This window comes from Aminobacter niigataensis, assembly GCF_014200015.1.
In the GTDB taxonomy this organism is placed as follows: domain Bacteria; phylum Pseudomonadota; class Alphaproteobacteria; order Rhizobiales; family Rhizobiaceae; genus Aminobacter; species Aminobacter niigataensis.
Genome location: NZ_JACHOT010000001.1, coordinates 942,336 through 965,060, shown reverse-complemented (window position 1 = coordinate 965,060; position 22,725 = coordinate 942,336). Strand labels below are relative to the sequence as shown.

General features: G+C 62.4%; 21 protein-coding genes. 12 read left to right on the top strand and 9 right to left on the bottom strand.

Translation table 11 applies throughout. The features are described from left to right. Positions 1–14 precede the first annotated feature (14 nt). The 7 genes from GGQ99_RS04830 (at position 15) to GGQ99_RS04800 (ending at position 12,536) form a co-directional block, all read left to right on the top strand. On the top strand, positions 15–662 hold the full coding sequence (locus GGQ99_RS04830; protein ID WP_183261038.1) for a phage connector family protein: 648 nt from the start codon (positions 15–17) through the stop codon (positions 660–662). Then, on the top strand, positions 662–3,133 hold the full coding sequence (locus GGQ99_RS04825; protein ID WP_183261036.1) for a phage tail protein: 2,472 nt from the start codon (positions 662–664) through the stop codon (positions 3,131–3,133). Before GGQ99_RS04830 ends, GGQ99_RS04825 begins: the two co-directional genes overlap by 1 nt. Continuing rightward, on the top strand, positions 3,133–3,678 hold the full coding sequence (locus GGQ99_RS04820; RefSeq protein ID WP_183261034.1) for a hypothetical protein: 546 nt from the start codon (positions 3,133–3,135) through the stop codon (positions 3,676–3,678). Before GGQ99_RS04825 ends, GGQ99_RS04820 begins: the two co-directional genes overlap by 1 nt. Continuing rightward, on the top strand, positions 3,678–6,647 hold the full coding sequence (locus GGQ99_RS04815) for a transglycosylase SLT domain-containing protein (protein WP_343061687.1): 2,970 nt from the start codon (positions 3,678–3,680) through the stop codon (positions 6,645–6,647). The genes GGQ99_RS04820 and GGQ99_RS04815 overlap by 1 nt, the downstream gene beginning before the upstream one ends. Then, positions 6,647–10,030, top strand: a complete 3,384-nt coding sequence (locus GGQ99_RS04810; protein WP_183261032.1) for a hypothetical protein — start codon at positions 6,647–6,649, stop codon at positions 10,028–10,030. Before GGQ99_RS04815 ends, GGQ99_RS04810 begins: the two co-directional genes overlap by 1 nt. A gap of 62 nt (positions 10,031–10,092) precedes the next feature. Further along, a complete protein-coding gene (locus tag GGQ99_RS04805; RefSeq protein WP_210307736.1) occupies positions 10,093–12,342 on the top strand; it encodes a glycosyl hydrolase family 28-related protein in 2,250 nt (749 codons plus the stop codon). Positions 12,343–12,353: 11 nt separating this feature from the next. After that, complete coding sequence (locus GGQ99_RS04800) at positions 12,354–12,536, top strand: hypothetical protein (protein ID WP_183261030.1); 183 nt, start codon at positions 12,354–12,356, stop codon at positions 12,534–12,536. On the opposite strand, the gene GGQ99_RS04795 is transcribed toward GGQ99_RS04800, so the two are convergent. Further along, positions 12,533–12,793: a hypothetical protein gene (locus GGQ99_RS04795; protein WP_183261028.1), complete on the bottom strand. Its 261-nt coding sequence runs from the start codon at positions 12,791–12,793 to the stop codon at positions 12,533–12,535. The two genes, GGQ99_RS04800 and GGQ99_RS04795, sit on opposite strands and share 4 nt — an antisense overlap. A 75-nt stretch (positions 12,794–12,868) precedes the next feature. Here GGQ99_RS04795 and GGQ99_RS04790 point away from each other — a divergent pair, with 75 nt between their 5' ends. The 4 genes from GGQ99_RS04790 to GGQ99_RS04775 are packed head-to-tail and all read left to right on the top strand — an operon-like array spanning position 12,869 to position 15,041. After that, positions 12,869–13,474 (top strand): class I SAM-dependent methyltransferase, encoded by a 606-nt coding sequence (locus GGQ99_RS04790; RefSeq protein ID WP_183261026.1) that lies wholly within the window; start codon positions 12,869–12,871, stop codon positions 13,472–13,474. Positions 13,475–13,525: 51 nt separating this feature from the next. After that, the gene (locus GGQ99_RS04785; RefSeq protein WP_183261024.1) at positions 13,526–14,218 is read left to right on the top strand and encodes a phage tail tip lysozyme; all 693 of its coding nucleotides are present in this window, start codon (positions 13,526–13,528) and stop codon (positions 14,216–14,218) included. Further along, entirely contained in the window at positions 14,215–14,742 is a 528-nt protein-coding gene (locus tag GGQ99_RS04780) for a 3TM-type holin (RefSeq protein ID WP_183261022.1), read from the top strand. The genes GGQ99_RS04785 and GGQ99_RS04780 overlap by 4 nt, the downstream gene beginning before the upstream one ends. Further along, the gene (locus tag GGQ99_RS04775; RefSeq protein WP_183261020.1) at positions 14,739–15,041 is read left to right on the top strand and encodes a hypothetical protein; all 303 of its coding nucleotides are present in this window, start codon (positions 14,739–14,741) and stop codon (positions 15,039–15,041) included. Before GGQ99_RS04780 ends, GGQ99_RS04775 begins: the two co-directional genes overlap by 4 nt. On the opposite strand, the gene GGQ99_RS04770 is transcribed toward GGQ99_RS04775, so the two are convergent. The 5 genes from GGQ99_RS04770 to GGQ99_RS04750 all read right to left on the bottom strand — a co-directional run bounded on the left by GGQ99_RS04770 (position 15,038) and on the right by GGQ99_RS04750 (position 18,830). Further along, positions 15,038–15,538 (bottom strand): GIY-YIG nuclease family protein, encoded by a 501-nt coding sequence (locus GGQ99_RS04770; RefSeq protein ID WP_183261018.1) that lies wholly within the window; start codon positions 15,536–15,538, stop codon positions 15,038–15,040. The two genes, GGQ99_RS04775 and GGQ99_RS04770, sit on opposite strands and share 4 nt — an antisense overlap. Further along, positions 15,538–15,792, bottom strand: a complete 255-nt coding sequence (locus GGQ99_RS04765) for a hypothetical protein (protein ID WP_183261016.1) — start codon at positions 15,790–15,792, stop codon at positions 15,538–15,540. Before GGQ99_RS04765 ends, GGQ99_RS04770 begins: the two co-directional genes overlap by 1 nt. A gap of 555 nt (positions 15,793–16,347) precedes the next feature. Continuing rightward, positions 16,348–17,064, bottom strand: a complete 717-nt coding sequence (locus GGQ99_RS04760; protein WP_245439388.1) for a DUF1194 domain-containing protein — start codon at positions 17,062–17,064, stop codon at positions 16,348–16,350. An 84-nt stretch (positions 17,065–17,148) separates the two neighbouring features. Then, positions 17,149–17,613 carry a DUF995 domain-containing protein gene (locus GGQ99_RS04755; protein WP_183261014.1) on the bottom strand — a complete coding sequence of 155 codons (465 nt, stop codon included), beginning with the start codon at positions 17,611–17,613 and terminating at the stop codon, positions 17,149–17,151. Between the two features lie 65 nt (positions 17,614–17,678). After that, entirely contained in the window at positions 17,679–18,830 is a 1,152-nt protein-coding gene (locus tag GGQ99_RS04750; protein ID WP_183261012.1) for a helix-turn-helix transcriptional regulator, read from the bottom strand. Positions 18,831–19,099: 269 nt separating this feature from the next. On the opposite strand from GGQ99_RS04750, the gene GGQ99_RS04745 reads away from it, so the two are divergent. Further along, positions 19,100–19,615, top strand: a complete 516-nt coding sequence (locus tag GGQ99_RS04745; RefSeq protein ID WP_108609893.1) for a BA14K family protein — start codon at positions 19,100–19,102, stop codon at positions 19,613–19,615. Between the two features lie 31 nt (positions 19,616–19,646). Here GGQ99_RS04745 and GGQ99_RS04740 read toward each other — a convergent pair whose 3' ends face one another. The 3 genes from GGQ99_RS04740 to GGQ99_RS04730 form a co-directional block, all read right to left on the bottom strand. After that, entirely contained in the window at positions 19,647–20,423 is a 777-nt protein-coding gene (locus tag GGQ99_RS04740; protein ID WP_055976737.1) for a DeoR/GlpR family DNA-binding transcription regulator, read from the bottom strand. A 108-nt stretch (positions 20,424–20,531) separates the two neighbouring features. Continuing rightward, positions 20,532–21,941, bottom strand: a complete 1,410-nt coding sequence (locus GGQ99_RS04735) for a pyridoxal phosphate-dependent decarboxylase family protein (protein ID WP_183261011.1) — start codon at positions 21,939–21,941, stop codon at positions 20,532–20,534. 35 nt (positions 21,942–21,976) lie between these two features. Then, on the bottom strand, positions 21,977–22,708 hold the full coding sequence (locus tag GGQ99_RS04730; protein ID WP_183261009.1) for a proteasome-type protease: 732 nt from the start codon (positions 22,706–22,708) through the stop codon (positions 21,977–21,979). Between the last annotated feature and the right edge of the window lie 17 nt (positions 22,709–22,725).

Below are 22,725 nucleotides of genomic sequence, written 5' to 3'. Positions count from 1 at the left end.
GGCCGAGGGTCGACATGACGGAAGAAGCAGAACTGACCAAGGCGATGATCGTCAATTGGGCGCTGGCCGAAATTGGGCTGGCGCCCTCCTTTTCGATCGACCAGGAGACGACGCTCGGCGGCGTGGTCGATATGTTCTGGCCGCGCGCGATCGGCCATTGCTTCGGCCTGCACGACTGGACCTTCTGCCGCCGCACCTCCCAACTGACGCGCCAGGCGGCCAAGCCGGTCACTGGCTATCGCTACGGTTTCGATCTGCCCGGTGACAAGATCGGCCAGCCCATGAAGCTGCTTTCCGATCCGCGCCGGGAAACGCCTATCCGCGACAGCCGCATCGAGGGCCGCACCCTCTTCGCCGACGAAGAGACCGTTTATGCTGTTTGCAAGGTGGCGGTCGATCCGCAGATCTGGGATTGGCAGTGGGCCGGCGCTTTCGCCACGGCGTTTTCCAGCTGGCTCGCGGTGCCTCTGCTGCAGGACATAGAGCTAGCCGCCGAAAAGAGGGCCGAAGCCTTCGGTACCCGATCAGAGGGTGGCACCGGCGGTGTGTTCGGCCGCCTGATCGCCCAGGACCGCGCGTCCGGTCCCGTCGGGTCCAACCTGCTCGCCAATGAGCCTCTGACTTCCGGTCGCTTCACCGGCGACTGGCACGGGCGCTGGTAATGGTCGCGCGCCCGGCCTCTCCGTTCCGATCGGCCAACGCCGCCGAGCTGTCGTCGGACGCGAAAGGCCGCGTCGACATCAAGCAGTATTATTCCGGCGGCCTGGCCTACAAGAACATCGAGCCCGTTCCGCAATCCGGCTTTCGCCAGATGGGCGGCACATGGCGCAAGGGCGTCTGGCGCAAGCCGCTGGTCGATCGAGCGATTACCAGCCCTTCCACGGCAGCCGGCCCGCATACCGGAACGCAGACGATCTGGACCGGCACCGTGGCCGGCACTGTCGCCGCTGTCTTCGTGCAGAACCTTGCGATCAACGCTGGCACCGCGACATTCGAGATGCAGGCGGAAATTGGCGGTGTCTGGACCAAGATCGCCGGCCCCTTCGCCGTTGCCAGCGGAACGCCAGAGACGCGACTTGGCGCCTTCGCACCTGGTGCGCAGAAGGTGGCCACAGGGCTGCGCATCCGCGCGACCTTCTCGACCTCCGCGACAGTGACGATCGGCGTGGTATCGGCGTTCTTCGAGGATGGCACGGGCCATGTGCCGCGGTTCGCCGAACTCACGACCGATGACATGGACGCATTTGTCTGCGTCGTGACGGCCGGAATCGCCGATTTCTTCACCGATGCCGGCTATGTCGGCAGCGCCCGCGTGGCAGCGGTGACCGCCGCCATGCTGCCCGATCTCGACTTCTACACGGAAGGTCGAACGATCGGCCTGTTTCATGGCGATCTGGAAAGCGAGCGCCTGTTTCTCGCGACCGTGGGCCAGTTGCAAGACTGGCGGCGGTCGCTGTGGCCCTACGATATCCTGCCCACGGCCGACCTCGGCGGTGTCTACGCCAAGACCGACGACAAGTGGGAGATCTACCTCAACTGGCTGGCGCCCACCGACCAGGTCTATATCGTCGTTACAGTCAATGGCGAGCAGACGCCCGGCGTTCCTGTGCCCGACGCGCTTGGCGACCCGGTCAACCTCTCCAGCGGAACGCCCGATTGGGCGCTGTTCGCGACCAACCTACAGACTGCCCTGAGGGCATTGCCGACCCTCAACAATGGCGTGACCGTTACCCAGGCCAATGCCGCATCCCGATCGCGGCGCCTGGTCATCACCTTTGGCGGGAGCCTGTCGGGTGAAGAATACCAGGTCTCGTCGCTGATCTCGAACACGTCGGAAGCGTCGGCGCTGGCAACTCACTCGCAGATCGGCGAGACCGATTACGAGGCCATGTTTTCGAACACGCGTGGCTGGCCGGGCACGATTTCGCTCGTGCAGGACCGCATGGGCTATGCCCGCGCACCGGCCGTCACCGGCGCCATGGCATTCAGCCGTACCGGCGAATATTTCGACCTCAACATCGAGGCGGTGTCCGACGCCGCCGCGCGGCTGGACAAGCTGCGCTCTCAAACCTCCGAAACCGTGCTGCACCTGAAAGAGTCGAAGTATACGCTGGCCTTCACCGATCGCGGCGCCTACTTCGCCAACAACCGCACGATCGAGCGCAACACGCCGCTGAATTTCGTGCTGGCCAGCGAGATCGGGGCCCAGCCCAATTGCAAGCCCTTCGATCTGGAAGGCGAGGTCCACTATGTGGCGATCAACCCGCAAGGGCTGGTCAACTATGCGGCCGGCGGCAATCAACTGCTGTCGATCATCTATGACGACGTGTCGACTTCCTACACTGCCACGCCCGTCAGCCTGCTTGCTTCTCACCTGGTGACCAAGCTGACCAGGTCGGCGCGTCAGCGGTCGCGCTCCGACCTCGACGCCTCCAAGGGCTGGCTCATGCGTTCGGATGGGCGACTGGTGGCGGGTCAGTTCATCCGCAACCAGGAAATCACCGGCTTCTGCGAGTGGATCGCGGCCAGCAACGGCCTGGTGCGCGAGATCATCATCGACGGCAAGAATCGCCTGTGGGTGGCCGTGGAGCGTGGCGCCGAACGCTCGATCGAGTTGTATGACGACTTGATCTATCTGCACGACGCCGTTGCTGTCGTGCCTGACCTGGCCGGCGTCGTCACTGCCCTGCCCTATGTCGACGGCACCGTGCTTTATGCCGTTGCCGATGGCTTCGATATCGGGCCCTTCACTGTCTCGGGCGGCTCGATCAATCTGCAGGATGCCTATGCCAGTGCCATAGTCGGGCGCTGGCAGCCGCCCCGCTTCGAGAGCATGCCGCAGGTCTATGTGACGCCCGGCGACGACGTGATCATGCGTCCGGGTCGGATCCATACCGCGCATGTCAACATCGTCGACACGACGTCGATCGCGATCGGCGCCAACGGTCAGCCGCCACAGGACGTGCCACTGCTGCAGACGTCCGACCCCGTCGACGCGCCGCCGCCGCCAAAAACCAAGCTGATCACGGTGGGCGGGCTGATGGGCTTCATGGAGAGCCCGACCCTCGTCATCACCCAAACGCGGCCGGGCAAGTTCCGGGTGCGCGACTATGCGATAGGGGCAAAACTCTGATGGAAATCCTGATCGGCGGCATAACTTCGCTCTTCGGCGGTGGCGGCGCAGCGGCAGCTGGTACGGCGGCCGCTGCTGCTGCACCGGTAGCCTCTGGCTTTTCCCTGGCGACGGTGCTGCAGGGCACGGCCACGGTGCTCGGCGTGCTTTCATCGATCTCGGCCGGGAATGCCGAGGCCGACGCGCTGGAGCTGCAGGCCCAGGACGCCGAGCGCGAAAAGCCGCTGGAGAACCTGCAGGGCATCGAGCGGCGCGCGTCGATCAAGCGGGCAATGGCCGATGCGCTTGGCGCCGGGGACGTGGCCTATGCCGCGTCGGGCGTCGACCTGTCCTTCGGCACCGCCCGCGCCGCCCGCACGGATGCCTATCGCGAAGCGGATCTGGCGTTGACCACGGATGCCGGCACGCAGCAGACGCGCGTTGCCCGGCTCTCGGAACGCGCCGCTGGCTATCGAGCGAGTGCCAAACAGGCGAAACGCGCCGGACTTCTCAACGGCCTGGTCGGCGGCGCCAAAGGCCTTGCATCGATGGCGGAGCGTTACTGATGGCAAACCAGCGTCGGGAACCCGTTTCCTACCAGCCCTTCCGCACCCGGGCGTTGCTGTCCGAGGGGCTGTTGCCCGTTGCTCGCCCTGGCGGCGAGTTCATGGAGCGCGTGGCAAGCGCGATGTTTCGGCTGGCCGAGGAAGCCGGCGGCGTCGCCGATCGCCGGGCCGAAGCTGCCGGCCGTCGTGCGGGCCAGCAGGCGGCACTTGACGGGAGGCCGCAAGCCGGCGAACTGCCGCCGATCGGCGGCAATGGCAATGCACGCGGTGCCAGCTTCTCGGGGCCGCTCAACCAGGCGATAGAGGCAGCCGCGGCAAAACACGGTGTCGACGCGCCCACCATGAAGATCATCGCCCAGATCGAGAGCGGCGGTAATCCCCGAGCCAAGAACCCTCGTTCCAGCGCAGGCGGGCCGTTCCAGTTCATCGATTCGACGGCCAAGGCGATGGGCCTGGCCGACCGCTACGACGTTGACCAGGCATCCGACGCAGCGGCTCGGCTGATGAAAGGCAATGCCGGTCATCTGCGCAAAGTGCTCGGCCGGGATCCGACACCCGGCGAATTGTACCTGGCGCACCAGCAAGGCGCCGGCGGCGCTGCAAAGCTGCTCGCAAACCCCGATGCCAAGGCATCAAGCGTGGTCGGCGCCGACGCGGTTCGCCTGAATGGTGGCCGCGCCGGCATGACGGCTGGCCAGTTCGCCCGCCTTTGGATCAACAAGGCCGAAAACGGCTATGTACTGCCGTCCGAGCCCGACCAGATTTCGCCAGGCGTCACGTTGACCGGCGGCACCTATCGGCCTTCGGGGCGCGACACGATCTTTGGCCGCGCCTATGACGAAGCCGGCACCCGCACCTATGTGCAGATGCTGGAAACCGAAATGCGCTCGACCAGCTCGCAGCTGTTCGACCGCTACAAGGACGATCCGGTCAAGCTGGCCGAGGCCTTCAACGACCTGAAGGGCGCGATCGCCAAGGACCATGTGTTTCCGGAGATCATGTCGGATTACGAGATCGGCTTCGGCAACATGGCGGAACGCTATGTCGGCCAGGCCCGCGACAATCTCGCCAAGAAGGCCGAGGCACAGGATCGCGCCGATTTCATCGAGCGCACCGGCACGCTGGAAACCGAACAGAAAAAGCGCCTTGCCGACTTCGATCCATCGAGCCCCGACGCGGCCGACGCCATCGCGGCGAGCCAGGCCGCCATCGATGACCATTACGATTCGGCAGTGACGCGCGGCGTGCTCGACCCCGACGACGCCGCCCGCGCCAAGATCGCCAGCCGGAGGGAGGCGGCACTCGGCTTCTACGGCAAGCAGGCCGACACACTCGATGCCGACGGCGTGGCCGCCATGCGCAAGGAAATGGCCGCCGACTTCGCCGCCGGCCAGGTCGAGGGGATGGATGGCGACGGCTGGCAGACGCTCGATCTAGACTTGCAGAAGTTGGAGACCTTCAAGCGGAATGAAGCCGAGCGCACTACCGGTTCTTATAGGAAGCGGGGCGATCAGCTGGCCGAACGCATCGCTGCCGGATATGACCTTGATCCTGCTGAACTCTCGAAATTCATGCTCGACGCTGGCCGTACGCCCGAAGGCAAGACGGCGATGCAGGAAAGCCTGGCAAAGATCACTGCAGCTCGGGCGATCCGTGGCCTCCCTGTTCCCGACGGTGAGGCATATGTGGCAAAACTTCGGACGGAGATCGGCCGCAACCCGACCGATGAACAGATCAGCGTCTTGAACTACGCCGAAAAGTCGATTGCCGCCAGAAAGAAGGCGATCGAGGTTGACCCGCTCGGCGAAGCGAACCGGGACGGTACGATCAGCCTGACCCCCATCGATGCGACGAGTGACGACGCCCTAGCCGCAACGTTGACCCAGCGGCGCGAGCAAGCGCAACGCGCGGCTGCCCATCACGGCATCGCCGTGCCTTCACTCTATCGACCTGAAGAAAAAAAGCTGCTGACTGCCGACATGGCCTCGCTGGATCCGAAGCGATACGGCAATGCCATGAAACAGCTCGACTTTATCGCTACCAGTGGCGGCTTCGCAGAGGTGGCGGCGCAGTTCGGAAACGATGGCATCGAAAAGCTGCAGGATTGGCAGGGCCGTCTCCGCTACTCCACGCCCGAGGAAGTCCAATCCTGGCTGAAAGATCGCGCGAACCCGAAATGGCAGGAAAACATCAAACCCTTGGTCAGCAAGGGCGAGACCGAGGCTCGTAAGCGCACCTTCGAACAGATCGTTGCCGACCTTGATGCAAACTGGATCTTCGACACCGAAGCGCCGATCGATGCCGACACCCGGCGAATGCTGGTGACCGATTTCGTCGGATTGGCAGGACAGCGCTATGCGGTGACTGGTGACGCCGGCACGGCGCGTGAGCAGGCAATCGAACAGATGCGCCGCATCTGGGGCACAACTTCCGTAAATGGATCTCGGGGCGGCAGGCTCATGGCGTACCCGCCTGAACAATACTATCCGACCGTCGGCGCCGACAAAGCATGGTTGGCCGAAGAGTGGCGGGAATTTACATCGTCTCGGAATCTCGATGTCGCCAACACCGCGCTGGTCCCCGATGGCAAGACGAAGACCGCAGCCGACAGCGGGCAAGCACCTGGCTATCTGATTGCAGTGACGGATCCGGAAACCGGGCTTGATGAGTTGCTATCGGACGAAAAAGGCCGGCCGCTGCGCTATTTCTTCGATCCGCTTGCCGCCCAAAAGCAGGCAATGGAACGAGCGGCAGTAGCGCGCAAGACCCAGCATGATCCTTGGATCGTGATCAATGAGGGCACAACGATCGGACCGTTCTATCCGCCCTGGCGTCCGGCCACACCCGCGGACATGCAAATGCGCGCCGAGCGTGTGCGGGAAATCCTCGACGAAACCGAGCAGCGCCATGAAGAGCACCGGCGCGTTCGCGAACAGCTGCGCCAAAATGGCTTGCCCGGAGAACGCTGATGCCGACCGTTCCAGACGAGTATGTGCCGTGGCAGGTTCCAGTCGCTAAGCCGGCCGCTGCGGCACCGGAAGCGCCCGCGACGATGGAAACCGTGCGTGCCGCCGGAACTCTGGCAAATTATCCGTACCGCTCCTGGCGATATCTCGAAAACCGGGAAGGCGCCGTCACGGATCCTGGGCATAATCCGCTGGAAATGATCAGGGGCACCAAATACGAGGCTGATCCTGAGCGCTTCGCCTATGCCCGCAACGAGCAGGAAACACGCTCGATCATGCAGGAATGGGATGATGACGAGCAGGCGGCCGACGTACTTGGGCGATCCGGCCGGAAAGGGATGGTCGCCGCCGTCGGCATGGGTCTGGTCGACCCGACCATTTTCCTGCCCATCGCCAAGGTTTTCACCGGCGCGGCTGCGGGCTACCGCGCTTTGCGCATCGGCGCCGACGTGGCGCTGGCCAGTGGCGCCAGCGCGGCGATCGGCGAAACCGCCATGGCAGTGACCACGCCGCACTACGGCGCGGACGATGTGGCCGTGGGAATTGGCACAGCGACCATTCTGGGCGGTTTCCTGGGAGCCGGCGCCGGCGCCCTCCTGAGCCGGGCCGAGCGCAACACGATCGTAAAGGCGCTAGATGCCGATCGTGTCGAAATACCTTCTTCACCACAGGCGGTTGGCGCGGCCGCCGCCGACACCCGCCAGCTCGAGCTCGACAGTGCGCCCTTGCTCGACAAGCTGCCAGACCCGACCGCGAAGATTTCACCTCCCCGCCGCGTGCTCAATTCCCCCTTCATCGCAGCCCGCCGCGCCACGGTCGACCTGGTGGAGACGCCGTATCTATTCAAGGAAAACCGGGAGGGCGTGGCAACGACGCAAGGCCCGGCTCTCGACAGGCTGGCGAAAAACGAAGTCAACAAGGCCCGCGTTGGTCTGGCGCGCATGATAGATTCGGCTTACGCCCGTTACCGTTTCGGTGGCGAGGCCGAAAACTGGCGGCAGTCGCTGTCGCAGCGCGGCGCACGGCTCATGGACCATACTGGCCGGCCAAGCGAAAAGGTGTCGCAGCCCGAGTTCCGGGCAATGGTGGACGAAGCGCTCCGCAACGGCGACCAGCATCCTGTGCAGGAAGCCGCCGAAGTGGCGAAATTCCTTCGCAACACGATCCTCAACCCGTGGCGCGACCGCGCGATCAAGGCCGGCCTGTTACCCGAGGATGTCGATGTCGCAACCGCCGACAGCTACATGATCCGCGTCTGGAACAAACAGAGGCTGATCGGCGAGCGGCCCCGAGCTGTACAGGTCTTTTCTGACTGGCTGGAAGGTGAAGAAGCCAAAAAGGCCGCCTTGCAAGACCAATTGCGGGATTTGCAAGGTAAGCTCGACACAGTCGGGGCCAACATTGTCAAACTCGAAAAGGCCAAGGTGAAAAAACTGGGGCACGACGCCGAGCTGATTGATCTTGCCGGAATGCGCGATCGGCTACTGGCCAAGGTCGAAGAGACCCTGGGTCAGTGGCAGGGCAAATCGGCCAAGGCGGTCAAGGCTGCCCTGAAAGGCCGGGCGACAGACGAGACGGCAAGGGCCGAAAAGATCGCTGCCGGTACCTATGCTGGTAAAACCTTCAACGGCAAACCGGATCGATTGCAGAGCGCAGACACGGAAATTGCCTCGGCCGTGCAACATATCCTGTCGAAGGAACGGCTGCGCACCCGGCAGGAAATCGAAGGTGTCGCCAACGAGATCGTCGACCGCATCGTCGGCAACCCTGACGGTCGGCTGCCGTATGACGCCCACACCGCGCCCCGCGAATCCGGCCCGGTCAAGGAAGCGCGCGGGCCGCTGGCTGCGCGTGATTTCATGATCCCCGACAATCTGGTGCGCGAGTTTCTGGACACCGACGCGCAAAACACCGCCGAGATCTACTTGAACACCATGGTGCCGGACGTTTTGTTGACCGAGCGGTTCGGCGACGCCGACATGACGGAGGCATTCCGACAGATCAAGGATGAAGCGGCGGCGCTGCAGATGGGCGCCAAGACGCCGGCCGAGCGGGAAAAGATCAAGACTGGCTACGACAGCACCGTCGCCGATCTCGCGGCCATGCGCGACCGCGTGCGCCATACCTATGGATATTCCTCTGATCCTCGCCAGCGCTTCATGGGACGGATGGCAATGGCTGCGGCTCGATACGACGTCATGACCAACCTGGGCGGCGCGGCGCTGTCCTCGGTGGCGGATATCGCCGGCGTACAATGGCGCTATGGCCTGACGCGCACATTCAGGGGGGCATGGCTGCCGTTTGCCAAGTCTCTCGCGAACCCCGAGACGCGAAAGGCGGTGGTGGCATGGAAAGGCCAGCTGCAGGCGTTGGGCATTGCGGCAGAGACTTATCTCAACAGCCGCGCTGCCAGCCTGCACGACGTTCTCGACATCTACCGCCCGACATCACGGGTCGAGCGCGGTGTCAAGGTCGGCGCCGATGTCTTCCAAAATGTGTCTGGCCTGGCGCAATGGACCGATTTTTCCAAGCTTGCAGCCGGCATGGTGGCCGGCACCGAGTTGACACGTGCGGCCGAGGCGCTGTCCGTCGGCAAGGCCACTGCCAAACAGATCCGCGACCTGGCCGAAAACGGCATCGACGCGGCGATGGCCGGTCGCATCGAGGCCGCCTTGAAGGCAGACGGCGGCTCGGACGTTATCGATGGCATGCGGATCCCGAACACCGGCAACTGGACCGATGCCGGCGCGCGCGAGGCATTCGAAGGCGCACTTGCACGTGACGTCGATGTCATGATCATCACGCCCGGCGCCGAAAAGCCGCTGATGATGTCCAACCCGATCGCCGCGCTGATCCTGCAGTACAAGAGCTTTGTGACGGCAGCTCATGAACGATTGCTGGTGCGCAGCCTGCAGACGCGCGACATCAACGTGCTGCACGGCGCCGTGTCGGCCATCGGCCTCGGCATCCTGGCTGAATACGCCTATTCGGCCATTGTCGGCCGGGACATGCCGAAGGAGCCCGGCGACCTCATAAAGGCCGGCATGACGCGATCTGGCATGCTCGGCTGGTATCAGGAGGCGAACGCTTTGTCGGAAAAGTGGTTTTCGCTCGACGCATTCTCGGCGGTCGGGGCAAAGCGGCCGGATTCGCGTTATATCAGCCGCGAGTCCTTGACGGCCGCGCTGGGTCCAACCGCGGGCAAGATCGAAGCCTTGATCAAGTCTGGGAGAAATACGGCAAATCTGGACTGGTCGGCCGGCGACACGCGGCGCATGCGCCGCATGCTGATCGGCCAGAACCTGTTCTATATCCGTACTCTGCTCGACAAGCTTGAAGCTGGGGTGAACGAGGCCGTCGGCATAGAGCCGCTACGGGGTCAGTGAACCGCCAATTGACGCTTTCGCGCGCGCGTCATGCTGGCAGCCTCAACCCATAGAGGCCCGGCATGACTGCGACCCCCTATCCCTACCCGCGCGAAACCCGCGAATCCACGCTCCTGGTCGGCAACGGGACGCCCGGCCCTTACGGCCCGTCCGATTTCAAGATCTTCGATGTTGCCGACGTTGTCGTGCTGGCCCGCGCCGTCGGCGAGGATCGCTTTTCCGACGTCACGCTCGACGCAACCGTCACGAAGTCGACCGGGGCCGCCTTCGACACATTTTCCGTGACCTTCGACGCGACCATTCCCGCCACCACCAACTTCGTCCTGCAGTCCAAGCGGGTGCATGAGCGACAAACGGCCGTGACCAAGGGCGGCGCTCTCAGCTCCAACGAACTGGAAAAAGAGCTGTCGAAACAGGGAACCGTGATCGAAGAGCTGCGGCGTGATGCCGACCGTTCCCTGGCGTTCCAGCCAGATTTCGACGGCGACGTCAGGCTTCCGACACCCGAAGCCGAAAAACTGCTCGGCTGGGACCTTGCCGCGAAAAAGCTGGTCAACAGGTCCGCTGCGCAACTCGGCCTCGTTGTTGTCCTCGACGAAGACGACATGGCATCCGACAGCCCGACTTCTGTTCCGAGCCAGCAGAGCGTCAAGGCCTATGTAGATTCCAGCGTCGTCAATGAGGTCATCGCGACAGGCTCGGTGACACCCCGATCGCTCTCGAACCGGTTTGCCGATCACCTCAACGTCAAGGATTTCGGCGCTGTCGGAGACGGCGTGGCGGACGATACGGCATCTTTTAATGCGGCCTTCGCTGCCGGAAAAACGATCTACGTGCCGGAGACGGCGGCCTTCTACAGCTTAACCGCCCTCTCTGCCACTAACCGCGAAAAGCTCTATGGACCTGGACGCGTCAAGGTCTCTGGCGTTTTCCGCTTCATTCAGTCTGTCGCGTCACCCGTTCAACCGAACACTGACCAGCCGCTGCCGTACCTGGGCGCAATCCTTCGCACCCACCAGCCGGCAGGACAGTCGGGAATTACAGGTTCAGTCGGACGTGGGCCGATCTACACCGATGTGAAGCGCACGGGCGGCAAGGGCCAGTATGGCAACTGGCTGAGCCAGTACACGATTTCGGCCCCGACCGTCGCGACCGAATTCGATACGGGCATCACTTCATGGGCCACGCACCAAAATTTGGCGGGCGGCTCCGTGTTCGGCATGTGGTCTGGTGCGAACAGCCCGTCCAGCGCGCTCGGTCAGACGTTTTCATCTGGCGCGGTCATCGGCCAGGAAATCAATGCCGGCAACCGATGGGGCGATTTCGGCCTTCAGTCAGACGTCGGTGGCACGCGGTACTCTGTCGGCCTGCAGGTTGTGCCTGACGTTCTGCCTGCGGAAGACGGCGCAACGGCGTCGATATACCCCGGCACTTTCGGTGTCGTCTTGTCTGCGTCTATCCATGGGCACAAGTGGTGGACAGGCAATTTCGTACGTACCGACGCCATCGTGCCGGGCGGCTACATCAACCGCGAGAACGGCGGCTCTGTCGTCGGCAACGCAGTGCTCGCGCACACCAAGCTCGGCGGATATCTTACGGATGTTTTCGATTTCGAGAGCGCGACCATCGCGACTGATATTCTCCGCACGGCCAACTTGCGCCTCGGGGCGAGCGGCCTCGCGGTGTTCGGAAGCAAGACGCAATATCAGGTCAATTCGGAGGCTGGTAGCGCTTTTACGCCTGCTGTCCAAATCCATGGTGCGGGGGCTGCCGCCACTGCCGGCATTACCCGGTGGTCGGCCGATGCAAATCAGGGACGCTTTGTCATAGCCAAAAGCCGTGGCGCAGCAATCGGCACCCGTGGCGCGGTCGTAAATGGCGATGTCCTGGGTTCGATAATCTTCAACGGCGACGATGGGACGAACTTCATCCCCGGCGCGTTCATTACTGCGGCCATTTCCCTCACTCCGGGGGCAAACGACATGCCAACCGATCTGCTGTTCGGAACGACAGCAGATGGTACGGCAACGCCTGCAACTTGGATGGCGCTCCGTTCTTACGGCCTGCTCGATCTCGTTGGTTCCGCCCGAGTTCATGGGCAAACTGCAATCCCTGCTGGCGGCGCGGCCGGCAAGGGCCTCGTCCTCTCGTCAACCGCGAACTTCGGCGTGTTCTTCGGATCGGGCGTGCCGACACTGGCTGCAGCCAAGGGCTCGCTCTACCTCCGCTCCGACGGCACCAGCACGAGTACTCGCATGTACGTTAACACCGACGGCAACACCGCATGGACCGCCGTCACCACTGCAGCATAGGAGAGCTAACAATGGATTTGACCGCTAAACTCAAGGCGATTGTCGCCGATATGGTGTTTCAGATTGCAACGTTTCAGACTGAAATCGACGCCCTGCGAGCAGAGAACGTGGCCCTAAGCAAAGCACTCACGGCGGCAACAGCACCGCAGTCCGCCAACGACACTCAGAAAGAAACTGTGACCAAGAAGGCCTAGTTCCGAGGCCGATGCATCTGGTCAAAGAATGGGTCTGAAACCTTAGCCAAGGTTTGAGCCCATTCCACGGTTTGAAGTGCCGTAGTGTTGCCTGGGTTGGCCTTATCGAATTGATCAACGGCCGTATTGATTTCCCTCTGAAGGCGCAGGCCAAATTCCGGGTCTGTTGCCCCGGCAGCTCGAACGAAGGCGCTAAAAAGAACGGCAACGCCCTGCATCACCTGCTCAATTTCGTTCAACTCTGCCTGACCCGACATCAGTAATTCCCTTGTAAAAATGAGGTTTGAACGCTACGCCTACCGCGTCGTGTGACCAAAGGCAATCGAGCGAAGATGACCAATCCGGCCCCGCATGATCTATTCCGCAGACGGGACGCGGAAACAAATGATTCGGTCCATATGGACGCTCAGTCGGTCGCGTTTTACGCAGACGTGTCAGCTTTTGCAGTCAAGCACCTGGGAGTTGGCGTCTATTCTTTGCTGGACATTGGTCCTCGAACCGGCGCTGGGCTGGCTATGCTCAGAATCATGCACCACCCTAAGTCCTACGCGGGGGTGAAATTCGATCCTGTCGTCGGGGTTGACATCGACCCGATGTTCAAAGCAGTCGCCGAGACGGGGTTCCCAGACATCACCGCGATTCATGGGGAAGCCGAGGCGTACAGCGGCCCTCGGCGATGGGATGTCGTGATGAGTAGCCACACCGTGGAGCACGTCGACGAGCCGGAGGAATTTCTCCTCATGCTTCGCAGGCTGGCGAAAAAGGCTGCTATCGTTGCCTGCCCCTTTGAGGAAGAAGACCTCATCAAGTGGCACAAGAACCGTATCGGCTATAAACTCCTGACCAAATGCGGCTTCTGGGAACACCAAGTGTATCGTTCCAACCACTGGTTCAACAGCCCATGCGTCATTGCGATGGCAGCACCCCTTAGCAATTGACGATTCCTGCCTGACCCTACGATGGCCCCAATCCAACAAAGGGGCATCGACATGAGCAAGGGCAAGGCACAGAACACCTTTCGGGCCAAGGCGCCCGGCATCATGGCAAAGCTGATGGCGGATTTTCCGCTGCAGCTCGACGACGTGGCGGCGATCCTCGGCAATTTCGGCCACGAATGCTACGGCTTCACCAAGCTGCAGGAGATCAGCCCGACTGTGAAGGGCTCGCGCGGCGGCTATGGCTGGGCGATGTGGACCGGCCCGCGCCGGCGCGCCTACGAGGCCTACTGCGCGCGCAACAAGCTCGACCCGGCTAGCGACGAAGCAAACTATGCCTATGTGTTTGTCGAGCTCAAAGGCCCGGAAAGGCACGCGATCCCGGCCTTGCGCGGCGCGATCGGGCTGGCGGCAAAGGTGAAAGCCTTCGAGGTTGCCTTTGAGCGCGCCGGCGCGAAACATTACGTCAGCCGCAACCAGTGGGCATCGCTCGCCCTCGAAGCCTGGTACGAAGCCAAGAGCAAGCCCGCCGGCGCGCAGGAAGCGCCCTCGCCGGCTCCGGTGCCCGTCGATCCCGTCAAAACCGCTCCAGCGACCCCGCAGGCGCCGAAAACCCACCAGCCGAGCATTGCCATACCCGGTAAGTATGAGGATGCGCCCAAGAACGGCACCGCCGGCAAGGTGCTCGCGGCTATCGTCGTGCTTGCCCTGGCCGCAGTGGCCGGCGCCTTGGGGCTTTCGAAATGAGCGCGATCGCGGCCGTCATCCTCGAAGGCGCGGCGCAGCTCGCCGTGCCCTTCCTCAAGAAGCTGCTCAAGGACAAGCTCGGCGGCGCCGGCGGAGATCTCGCCGACAAGGCGATCGACATCGTGGCCGAGAAGCTGGGCGCGCCGGCCGAGCGGATCCCCGAGATTGCCGAGCAGGAACCGGATCGGCTGGAAGAGGCGATCATGGCGGCCGAGCCCGAGACGGCCGAGCTGCTGCTCGCGCACGTCAAGAGCCAGCAGCTTTCGAACGAAATCCAGCTTGCCGAAATGGCCAAGGAACAGACCTGGTCATGGGCCTGGCGGCCGGCGTGGATGTGGTTCCTCGGCTTCCTGTGGTGCTGGCGCCTGGTCATCGTGCCGGCGACCGATGCCGCGATCGGCTCGACCATGGCGGCGGCGATCGACCTGGCCACGCTGGCCTGGCTGACGACGCTGTTTGCCGGCTTCTACATGGGCGGCCATACCATCAAGGCCGGCCTCAAGACATGGACGGAACGGAAATGAGCGCCATCGACCCGGCCAGCGGCACTTTCCACATTGATAAGCGGGTGCCGGTGGCGCTGATCGTCACCATCGCCCTGCAGACCGCCGCCGGCATCTGGTGGGCCGCGAGCGTCCAGGCGGCGCAGGAACAGGCGCTGGTCGACGCCAAGCGCCTCGAAACGCGCGTCGACCGGATAGAGGCCGCCCGCGACGACCTGAACACACGTGTCATCCGTATCGAGGAAAAGCTCGTCGGGCAGACCGACATGCTGCAAAGGATCCTGCGATCGGTGGAGACACGACCTAGCGACGTCCGTTAATCCCTGTCGAAGTTCAATCGGTCGATGTGCGAGGAAAGGTGACGCTGCATCGCGCGAATTACTGTCAGCGACCGCTTGAACCATTCGCCAGATGACCGATGCGACTCGAGCTCAGTGTGCAGGCGCCGCTCATCGTATCGTGTACCGGGTACGGAGAAGAAGAAGTGAACCGGGTCAGCGGCAGAAGTTTTCAACGACATAAGGCGCTGTCCTGGATTGGCCGAATAGCCAATCTTGACCCGATCCCGAACCCCCAGAAAATAGACATAGCCCTTGGTAGCGGGATGCTCACCCGACTTAGCTAAGGGGCTTGGCTTGTCGATCGTCTTGGTGAAGTTGTTTGACCAGTCGATAGCCTCGCCGAAGGAATACCAGCGTCCATCAGGATGGCGCAAATCGAGGCCTTTGTGCCCAGCCACGCGGAGTGCTTGTCCAGGGCTGAATCGCGGCTTGCCGTCGCGCCAGTTGACGTGCGGGTGCGGTGACTTCTTCGGCATTATTGCATGCTCCGCCTGGGATATAGGGCTGGAATGCTGCGGTCGGCCGACTTCAGTTTGTCGGTGAGGATATAGAGCAGCGCGACAGTTGAGCTGCGCAAGCGCAGGAATTCTGCATCCTCTGCGTTTTCGCCGATGGAAATCAATGTCTCCACAAGCGCGGTCGCCTCGGATAGCTGCTGGTCGATATTGGTGAGCGGCAGCGGGATAACGTTGCTCGGGCGGTCGTCTTTGCTATTGTGCGCGGCAGCCATGCCTTGATCCCCTAGATCATGGTTTCGGTTAGGGCCGAGATTGAGGTTGCCGCCTCTTCTCGGCTCGCCTATAAATGGACCCATTAATTCATGGTGTCAATTGATGGTCCCAACAAATAGGAAGCGCGGCCGACCGCCTGTCGATACGGAGGCGGTAAAAGTCCGTATCGAGCGGCAAGATATCGATGGCATTGACGCCTTCGCCTTAGCACAATCGGACAAGCCTGGCAGGCCAGAAGCGGTCCGCCGGATCATCCGCGATTGGCTGGTCGGTCACGGCTACATTTCGGAGCACGGGGATACTTAAGTCCATCGTCCTGCCGCTGTATTTCGGGCGTTCAATTCGTGCGAGAAATACCCAAAATTGTTCAAAGACGACCCGTAACCCATTGTTTTTACATAAACGCCGACGAACTTTTAATCAGTAGGTCCAGGGTTCGAATCCCTGCGCGCTCACCAATCTTCGACCTGGCATTGCTGTAGCCCTCCGCCCGCTTGATCGAAGCATGCACCGCCTGTGCGGTTCCGCCTCGTTGTTGGGCTCTGCCTCGCACCTCAGCGTGTTGATCTGTCGGGCATCGACCAACTGATCTCGACCACGAGTTTGCGCCGAAGGGCGTCGGCGTAGTCACCGACGGAGTCGGGGCTGACCACGAAGGCGCCGGGCCCGCCGATGACATTTTCCGCAAAATAGTCGGTGAGGTCCCTTGCCACGCCACGCGTGAAGGCGGGCATGGCGATGGCATTGATCGTGTAGCCATTCCTGATCGCCCGCAACCTGCTGAGTGCAACAGGAAGGCCGTCATTGTTGGTGCCGTTGGCGGAGATGTCTATGACCCTTCTCCCGGCATGCCCGGAATACTGCTCGAAAAGCATGCGGCTTAGGTCGATGGCAAACGAAATCGAGGTGCTGCAATTCCTGAGGCAGCCTCGGCCGCTGTCGCCGTCGCGACTGATGATTGTCGCGGCAGCCTGTGCATCACCGGGGTTGCAGATCGACGTCCACGGAAGCACGGTGCGGACGTGTCCCGGCCCGGCCCATTCGAAATAGGTGATGGCGATGCACCCGAAGGTGCCTCTTGCGATCGCCGCAATGACCTCGGGCGCCATCAGGGCGTCTGCATGGCCCTGGCGCTGCATGTCCGCCGTCGCTGCGTCGATGGACGCGGACACGTCGACGGCGAAAACGATGGCTGTGTCCACATTGGTGGCATGTGCGGGGCTCGTCGAGACGGCGAGAACCGCAGACAATCTGGCAAGAAACGCGCCCACAGGCTCCACTCCTACGCAGCACATGGAACGGCCTCTCGGGCCGGCCTGGCCCAAGAGGCGATCCTCGGTGATGTCGGTTGCGCGTCAGCTTCCGGATTTTTTCTTCAGTTCGGCAACGGTCCTGGAGACCTTGTCGCCGGCGCTCATCTTCTTGAGCTCGGAGTCATAATAGCCGTATTTCTTGTCTTTTTCGCCGCTCCAGAATGTCATGTATTTCTTGCCGACCCGATACCAGGCCCAGCAGTCCCCACCAGTATTGGACTTTCCGTCCTTGACCGATGTCCGCTTGAGTTTGCCGCATACCTCGTTGCCGTTGACGGTCCATTTGCCCTCTCCAAACCAGCTCTTGTCCTTGCCATGCATGAGAAAGGTGCTGTCCGGCGCGAAGTAGGCACGGCTCCTGCTCCAGTTGGCCGACTTGCCCGAATAGAGTTCGCGGACCTCCGAAGCGGTCAGCGGCACGGCATCCTTGGGGAGCTCCTCCGCCCAGCCAACGAGAGGGATCAGCGCAACCACCAAGGCAGACAGTCCGATGATGCTCTTGCTCATGGGATCCTCCTGTGAAGGCTCATGAGAATCCGTCACCTTGACGGGACCCGAAACACCCAAATGGGTTACGTCATCGGCAAGGTACCTGCCATGTTGGCCGTCAGCGCCACCAGTTCCCCCTGCCGGTGCGTTCCGGTCTTGGCGAAGATCATCTTCATGTGCGCGCGCACTGTCTCCTTGGAGAGATGGAGGCTTTCAGCGATCGTTCCTGGCCCGGCACCAGTAGCCAGCAGCACCGCGATCCTCGTCTCTGCCGGGGTCAGGCTGAATGCGCCCCGAAGCTGATCCGACGTCGTCCGCGGGCGATCCTCGAAATTCTTGACGATGACGATGGCGCTGGTCGACTGGAACACATCCCCGATGATCCCCGCCGTCGGCAACGCCTCCACGAGCAACGGCCGTTTCGGATCCCGCCGGATTGCCACGGCGTGGCTTGCATCAAGGCTCGAAGGACGGCGATGGGTGATCGCCTGGTGAACCAGCTTGCGCAATTCCAGCTCGCTTGCATGATTGGCCGCCCTGAGCCGGCGCCCGGAAAGATACAAGCCGTCACCGAGAACCCGCTCGGCGATGCTGTTGTGGCTGAGCACATTGCCGACGCAATCCAGCAGGAAGGCTGCGCATGACAGCGCTTCCAGGGTCGCCAGCGCCGTTCGCCCCTGCGCCAGGGCCAGGGTTTCCGACAGCGATATCATCCGGCGAAAATGCGGAGCGATCCTGGCAAGGATCCTTGAATCCTCCGTCGTAAAATGCCCCTGCCCCTTGGCACGTAGCATCGGCACTGCCCAAAGCTCGCCGTGCACCTTGAGCCCCACCATTGCGAAGCCCGGCAGGCCGAACGCCATGTAGAGTTCGTTGTAGTGGCGCAGTCGTCGACGTTCGTCGTCCGTGGCAAGGTCGTGTTCCGTAACGACAGTGCGTCCTGCACGCAGCAGCGGCATGCCGCGCTCGGCCCGGTAATGCCCGAGATACCAGCGGTTCTTGATGTATTCGGACAGCAAGTCGCCATAGTCGCGGGAACTCGGCATTTCCGTGAAATCGCGGGCCGGGTTGCGAGGGTCGTTGGCGCGTGCGTCCGGATTGCTGGGGTAGAACATCATGCAGGCGGCGTTCAATGAGCGCGCAAGTCCGTGCAGCGTGTCCGTCCACCTCGCAGGGTCAAACACCGCTTCGTAACAAGCGTCTATGTCGCGCTCAATGCGGTTGTCCAGCATCATGCCGGACCCCCTCTCGCTCTCCGCGCCTCCTCAAAGCCGCACAGGCAAGGTACCACACACACCCGGATGGCTACAGAGCGATTGCAGGCCGGCAAGCATGATTCCGCGCCGATATTCGCCAGTCGCGGCACAAAACGAACCGCCGGCCATTATTTCCACGTGAAAGGCTGACAGCTCGCACTATTGGCTGCCAAGTGTCGGCCGAGGAACATTTGCCCGTTGGCGCCGTTTACCTCTACAAGCGGACGCCACACTACGAGGAGACCATCATGAAGAAAGTTATGTCAGGCTTGATGGCAACGGCCATTGCCGCATCGTTTGCGATTGCGTCAATCGTGCCGGTTGCCGCCGCACCCGCCTACTATCCCAAGGCGCCGCAGGCCGACACTGCCATCCAGCAGGTCCAGTATGACAACTACTGGAAGAAGCGTCGCGCCATGCGCGTCGAACGCAGCGACAGTGCCAGCCATTTCCGCACGCCGCGTCGCGGTTTCTACAGGGACCGTGGCGACGCGGTCTATTTCAACGGCCATCGCGGCTACCGTGACTACCGCCCCGGCTATCGTCGTCACAACGACTTCTGGTTCCCGGCCGGCGCATTCATCGCCGGTGCGATCATCGGCGGCGCGATCGCCAACCAGCCGCAGCCGCGCTACGTCCAGCCGAGCCGCTACGGCAATTCGCATGTGCAGTGGTGCTACGACCGTTACCGGTCCTACCGGGCCTCGGACAACACGTTCCAGCCCTACAACGGGCCGCGCCAGCAATGCTATTCGCCTTACTGACCGAGGCGTAGCATCATAACGGAACCCGCGCTCACAAGGGCGCGGGTTTTTTCGTTTCGACGAGCTGGACATCGGATTCCGCGCAAATCTTGCGAATGCTCGGAATGTCGCAGTGGTCGGTGATGAAAGTGTCCATTTGCGACAGGTGCGCAATACGCACCGGCGCCGTGCGCTCGAACTTCGTCCGGTCCGACACCAGGATGACATGACGGGCATTGGCGATGATCGCCTGCGCCACCTTCACCTCGCGAAAATCGAAGTCCAAAAGCGCGCCGTCATGGTCGATCGCCGAGGCGCCGATGACCGCATAGTCGACCTTGAACTGGCGAATGAAATCGACCGCCGCCTCGCCGACGATGCCGCCGTCCGAGCCGCGCACCACCCCGCCAGCGATCACCACCTCCATGTCAGGATATACCCGCATCCTGTTGGCAACATTGATGTTATTGGTGATGACCATCAGTCCCTTATGGTCGAGCAGCGCCTTTCCGACGGCTTCGGTGGTGGTGCCGATATTGACGAACAGCGAGGCGTTGTCGGGAATGATGCGCGCCGCCGCCTGGCCGATGGCATCCTTCTCGTCGGCCGCGATCTTGCGCCGCGCCTCGTATTCCAGGTTCTCGATGCCCGAGGGGAACAGCGCCCCGCCATGAATCCGGCTCAGCAGGCGCTGGTCGCAGAGGTCGTTGAGATCCTTGCGGATGGTCTGCGGCGTGACCTGGAAATGTGCCGCCAGGTCGTCGACCAGCACGCGCCCATTGTCCTTGGCAAGCTGGATGATTTCCGACTGGCGCGGCGAAAGATACATTTCGGCATTCCCCTCATTTCGTTTTGACGGACGATAGGGGAAAACGAAAGCACTGAAAAGGCGCTTCGAAAGCAAAGGCGAAGCACCTTCCCCGATCGCCGGCCGCCCTCAGCCGGCGCGGGCGATCTCGGTGATCACTTCGAATGCGTGGTCGACGTCGGCCTCCGTCGCCTCGAATTGCCCTGCCTGGAAGCGGATCACCGCGCGTCCGTCGAGGCGTGTCTGCGTCAGGTAGATGCGGCCGTCGCGGTTGATGCGCTCGACAAGGTCGAGATTGTGCCGGTCGAGATCGGCTACACCGGCTGCAACGTGGCGGAACGAAAACAGCGACAGCATCGGCTCGCTGCTGATCTCGAAACCGGGCTCGCGCCGCAGCCGTTCGGCCAGCTTCTCGCTCCACGCGACATGGTTGCGGATCATCGTCCGCAGGCCTTCAAGCCCATGCGCACGCAGCAGGAACCACAGCTTCAGCGCCCGGAACCGCCGGCCGAGCGGCACCGACCATTCGGAATAGTTGATGATGCCGTCGTGGCCGTGCGTCTTGAGATAATCGGGGCGAATGGCGAGCGTCCTGACCAGGCTTTCAGGGTCGCGGATGAACTGGATCGAGCAGTCGAACTGTGCCCCCAGCCATTTATGCGGATTGAAGACGATCGAATCGGCGCCCTCCACCCCGGTCCAATAGTGGCGGAACTCGGGGCAGATCATTGCCGAGCCGGCCCAGGCGGCGTCGACATGCAGGTAGAGGCCTTCACGCTCGGCAATCCTGGCGACGGCGGCAATGTCGTCGGTGCCGCCGACACTGGTGCCACCAACGCAGGCAATGATGCCAGCCGGCAGAAAGCCAGCGGCGCGGTCTTCGACAATCGCCCGTTCGAGTGCCTCCGTCGCCATGGCGCGGTTGGGCCCTGCCGTCGGAATGCGCACGAGATTGTCCTCGCCGACGCCCGAGACCCAAATGGCGCGATCGATCGACGTGTGCACCTGATCGGAACTGTAGATACGCAGCCTGGGCTGGCCGGAAAGCCCTGCCTTGTTGCCCTGCCAGGCCAGCGCGCGTTCGCGCATCGTCAGCACGGCGGCGAGCGTGGCCTGCGACGCGGAATCCTGGATCACGCCGGTGAAACCGTCAGGCAGGCCAAGCGCCTGGCGCATCCAGTCCACCACGCGGGTCTCGAGCTCGGTCGCTGCCGGCGAGGTTTGCCAGAGCATGCACTGGGCTGCCATGGCGCTGACCAGATATTCCGCCACCACCGACACGGGCGCAGCGTTGGCCGGGAAATAGGCGAAGAAGCGCGGATGCTGCCAGTGCGTCATGCCGGGCACGATGGTCGCCTCGAAATCGGCGAAGATATCCTCCATCGGCTCGGCTTGTTCGGGCGCACTGGCCGCGACCGCGCCGAAAATGCTGCCCGGTTTGATATCCGGCCGCACCGGTCGGTCACGTAGCCCGGTGCGGTAGTCAACGCCCCATTCGGCCGCCTTCACCGACCAATGGCGAAACGCGTTGTTGTCCATGGTCGTCCTCCGACGTGAATTAGGGCCCTGGCCGACTACTCGATGAAATCAGGCAGGCTCTGGAACGCTGTTTTCAGCGCATCCGACCAGCCTTCGGAAACACTCCTGTAATAGGGATCGTCAGCGCCGATCCGCCTTTTCAGGCCGATCTTCAGGCTGTCCTTTTCATAAAAGGCGAGATCAAGCGGCAGGCCGACCGAAAGGTTCGATTTCAGCGTCGAATCGAACGACACCATCAAAAGCTTCACCGTTTCGGCAAAGCTCATCTTGCGGTCATAGGCGCGCACGATGATCGGCTTGCCATATTTGGTCTCGCCGATCTGGAAGAACGGCGTGTCGTCGCTGCATTCGATGAAATTGCCTTCCGGATAGATCATGAACAGCCTGGGTTCGCTGCCCTTGATCTGGCCACCGAGGATGAACGAGGCGTTGAACGCCGAATCCGCCGTCTGTCCGGCGGGAGCCGACTGCGAGATCACTTCCTTGACCGTGTCGCCGACCAGCCGCGCGATCTGGAACATCGAAGGTGCTTCGAGCAGCGTAGGCGCCCGATCGGCCACAGCCTTGGTCCGCTCGTCGAGGAGGCTGACCACGGCTTGCGTCGTGGCGAGGTTGCCGGCCGACATCAGCACGACCACGCGCTCGCCCGGCTGCTCCCAGATACGCATCTTGCGAAAGGTCGAAATACTGTCGACCCCGGCATTGGTGCGCGTGTCCGACATGAACACCAGTCCGCGATCAATCTTCAGGCCAACGCAGTAAGTCATCGATTCCGGTCCGCTTG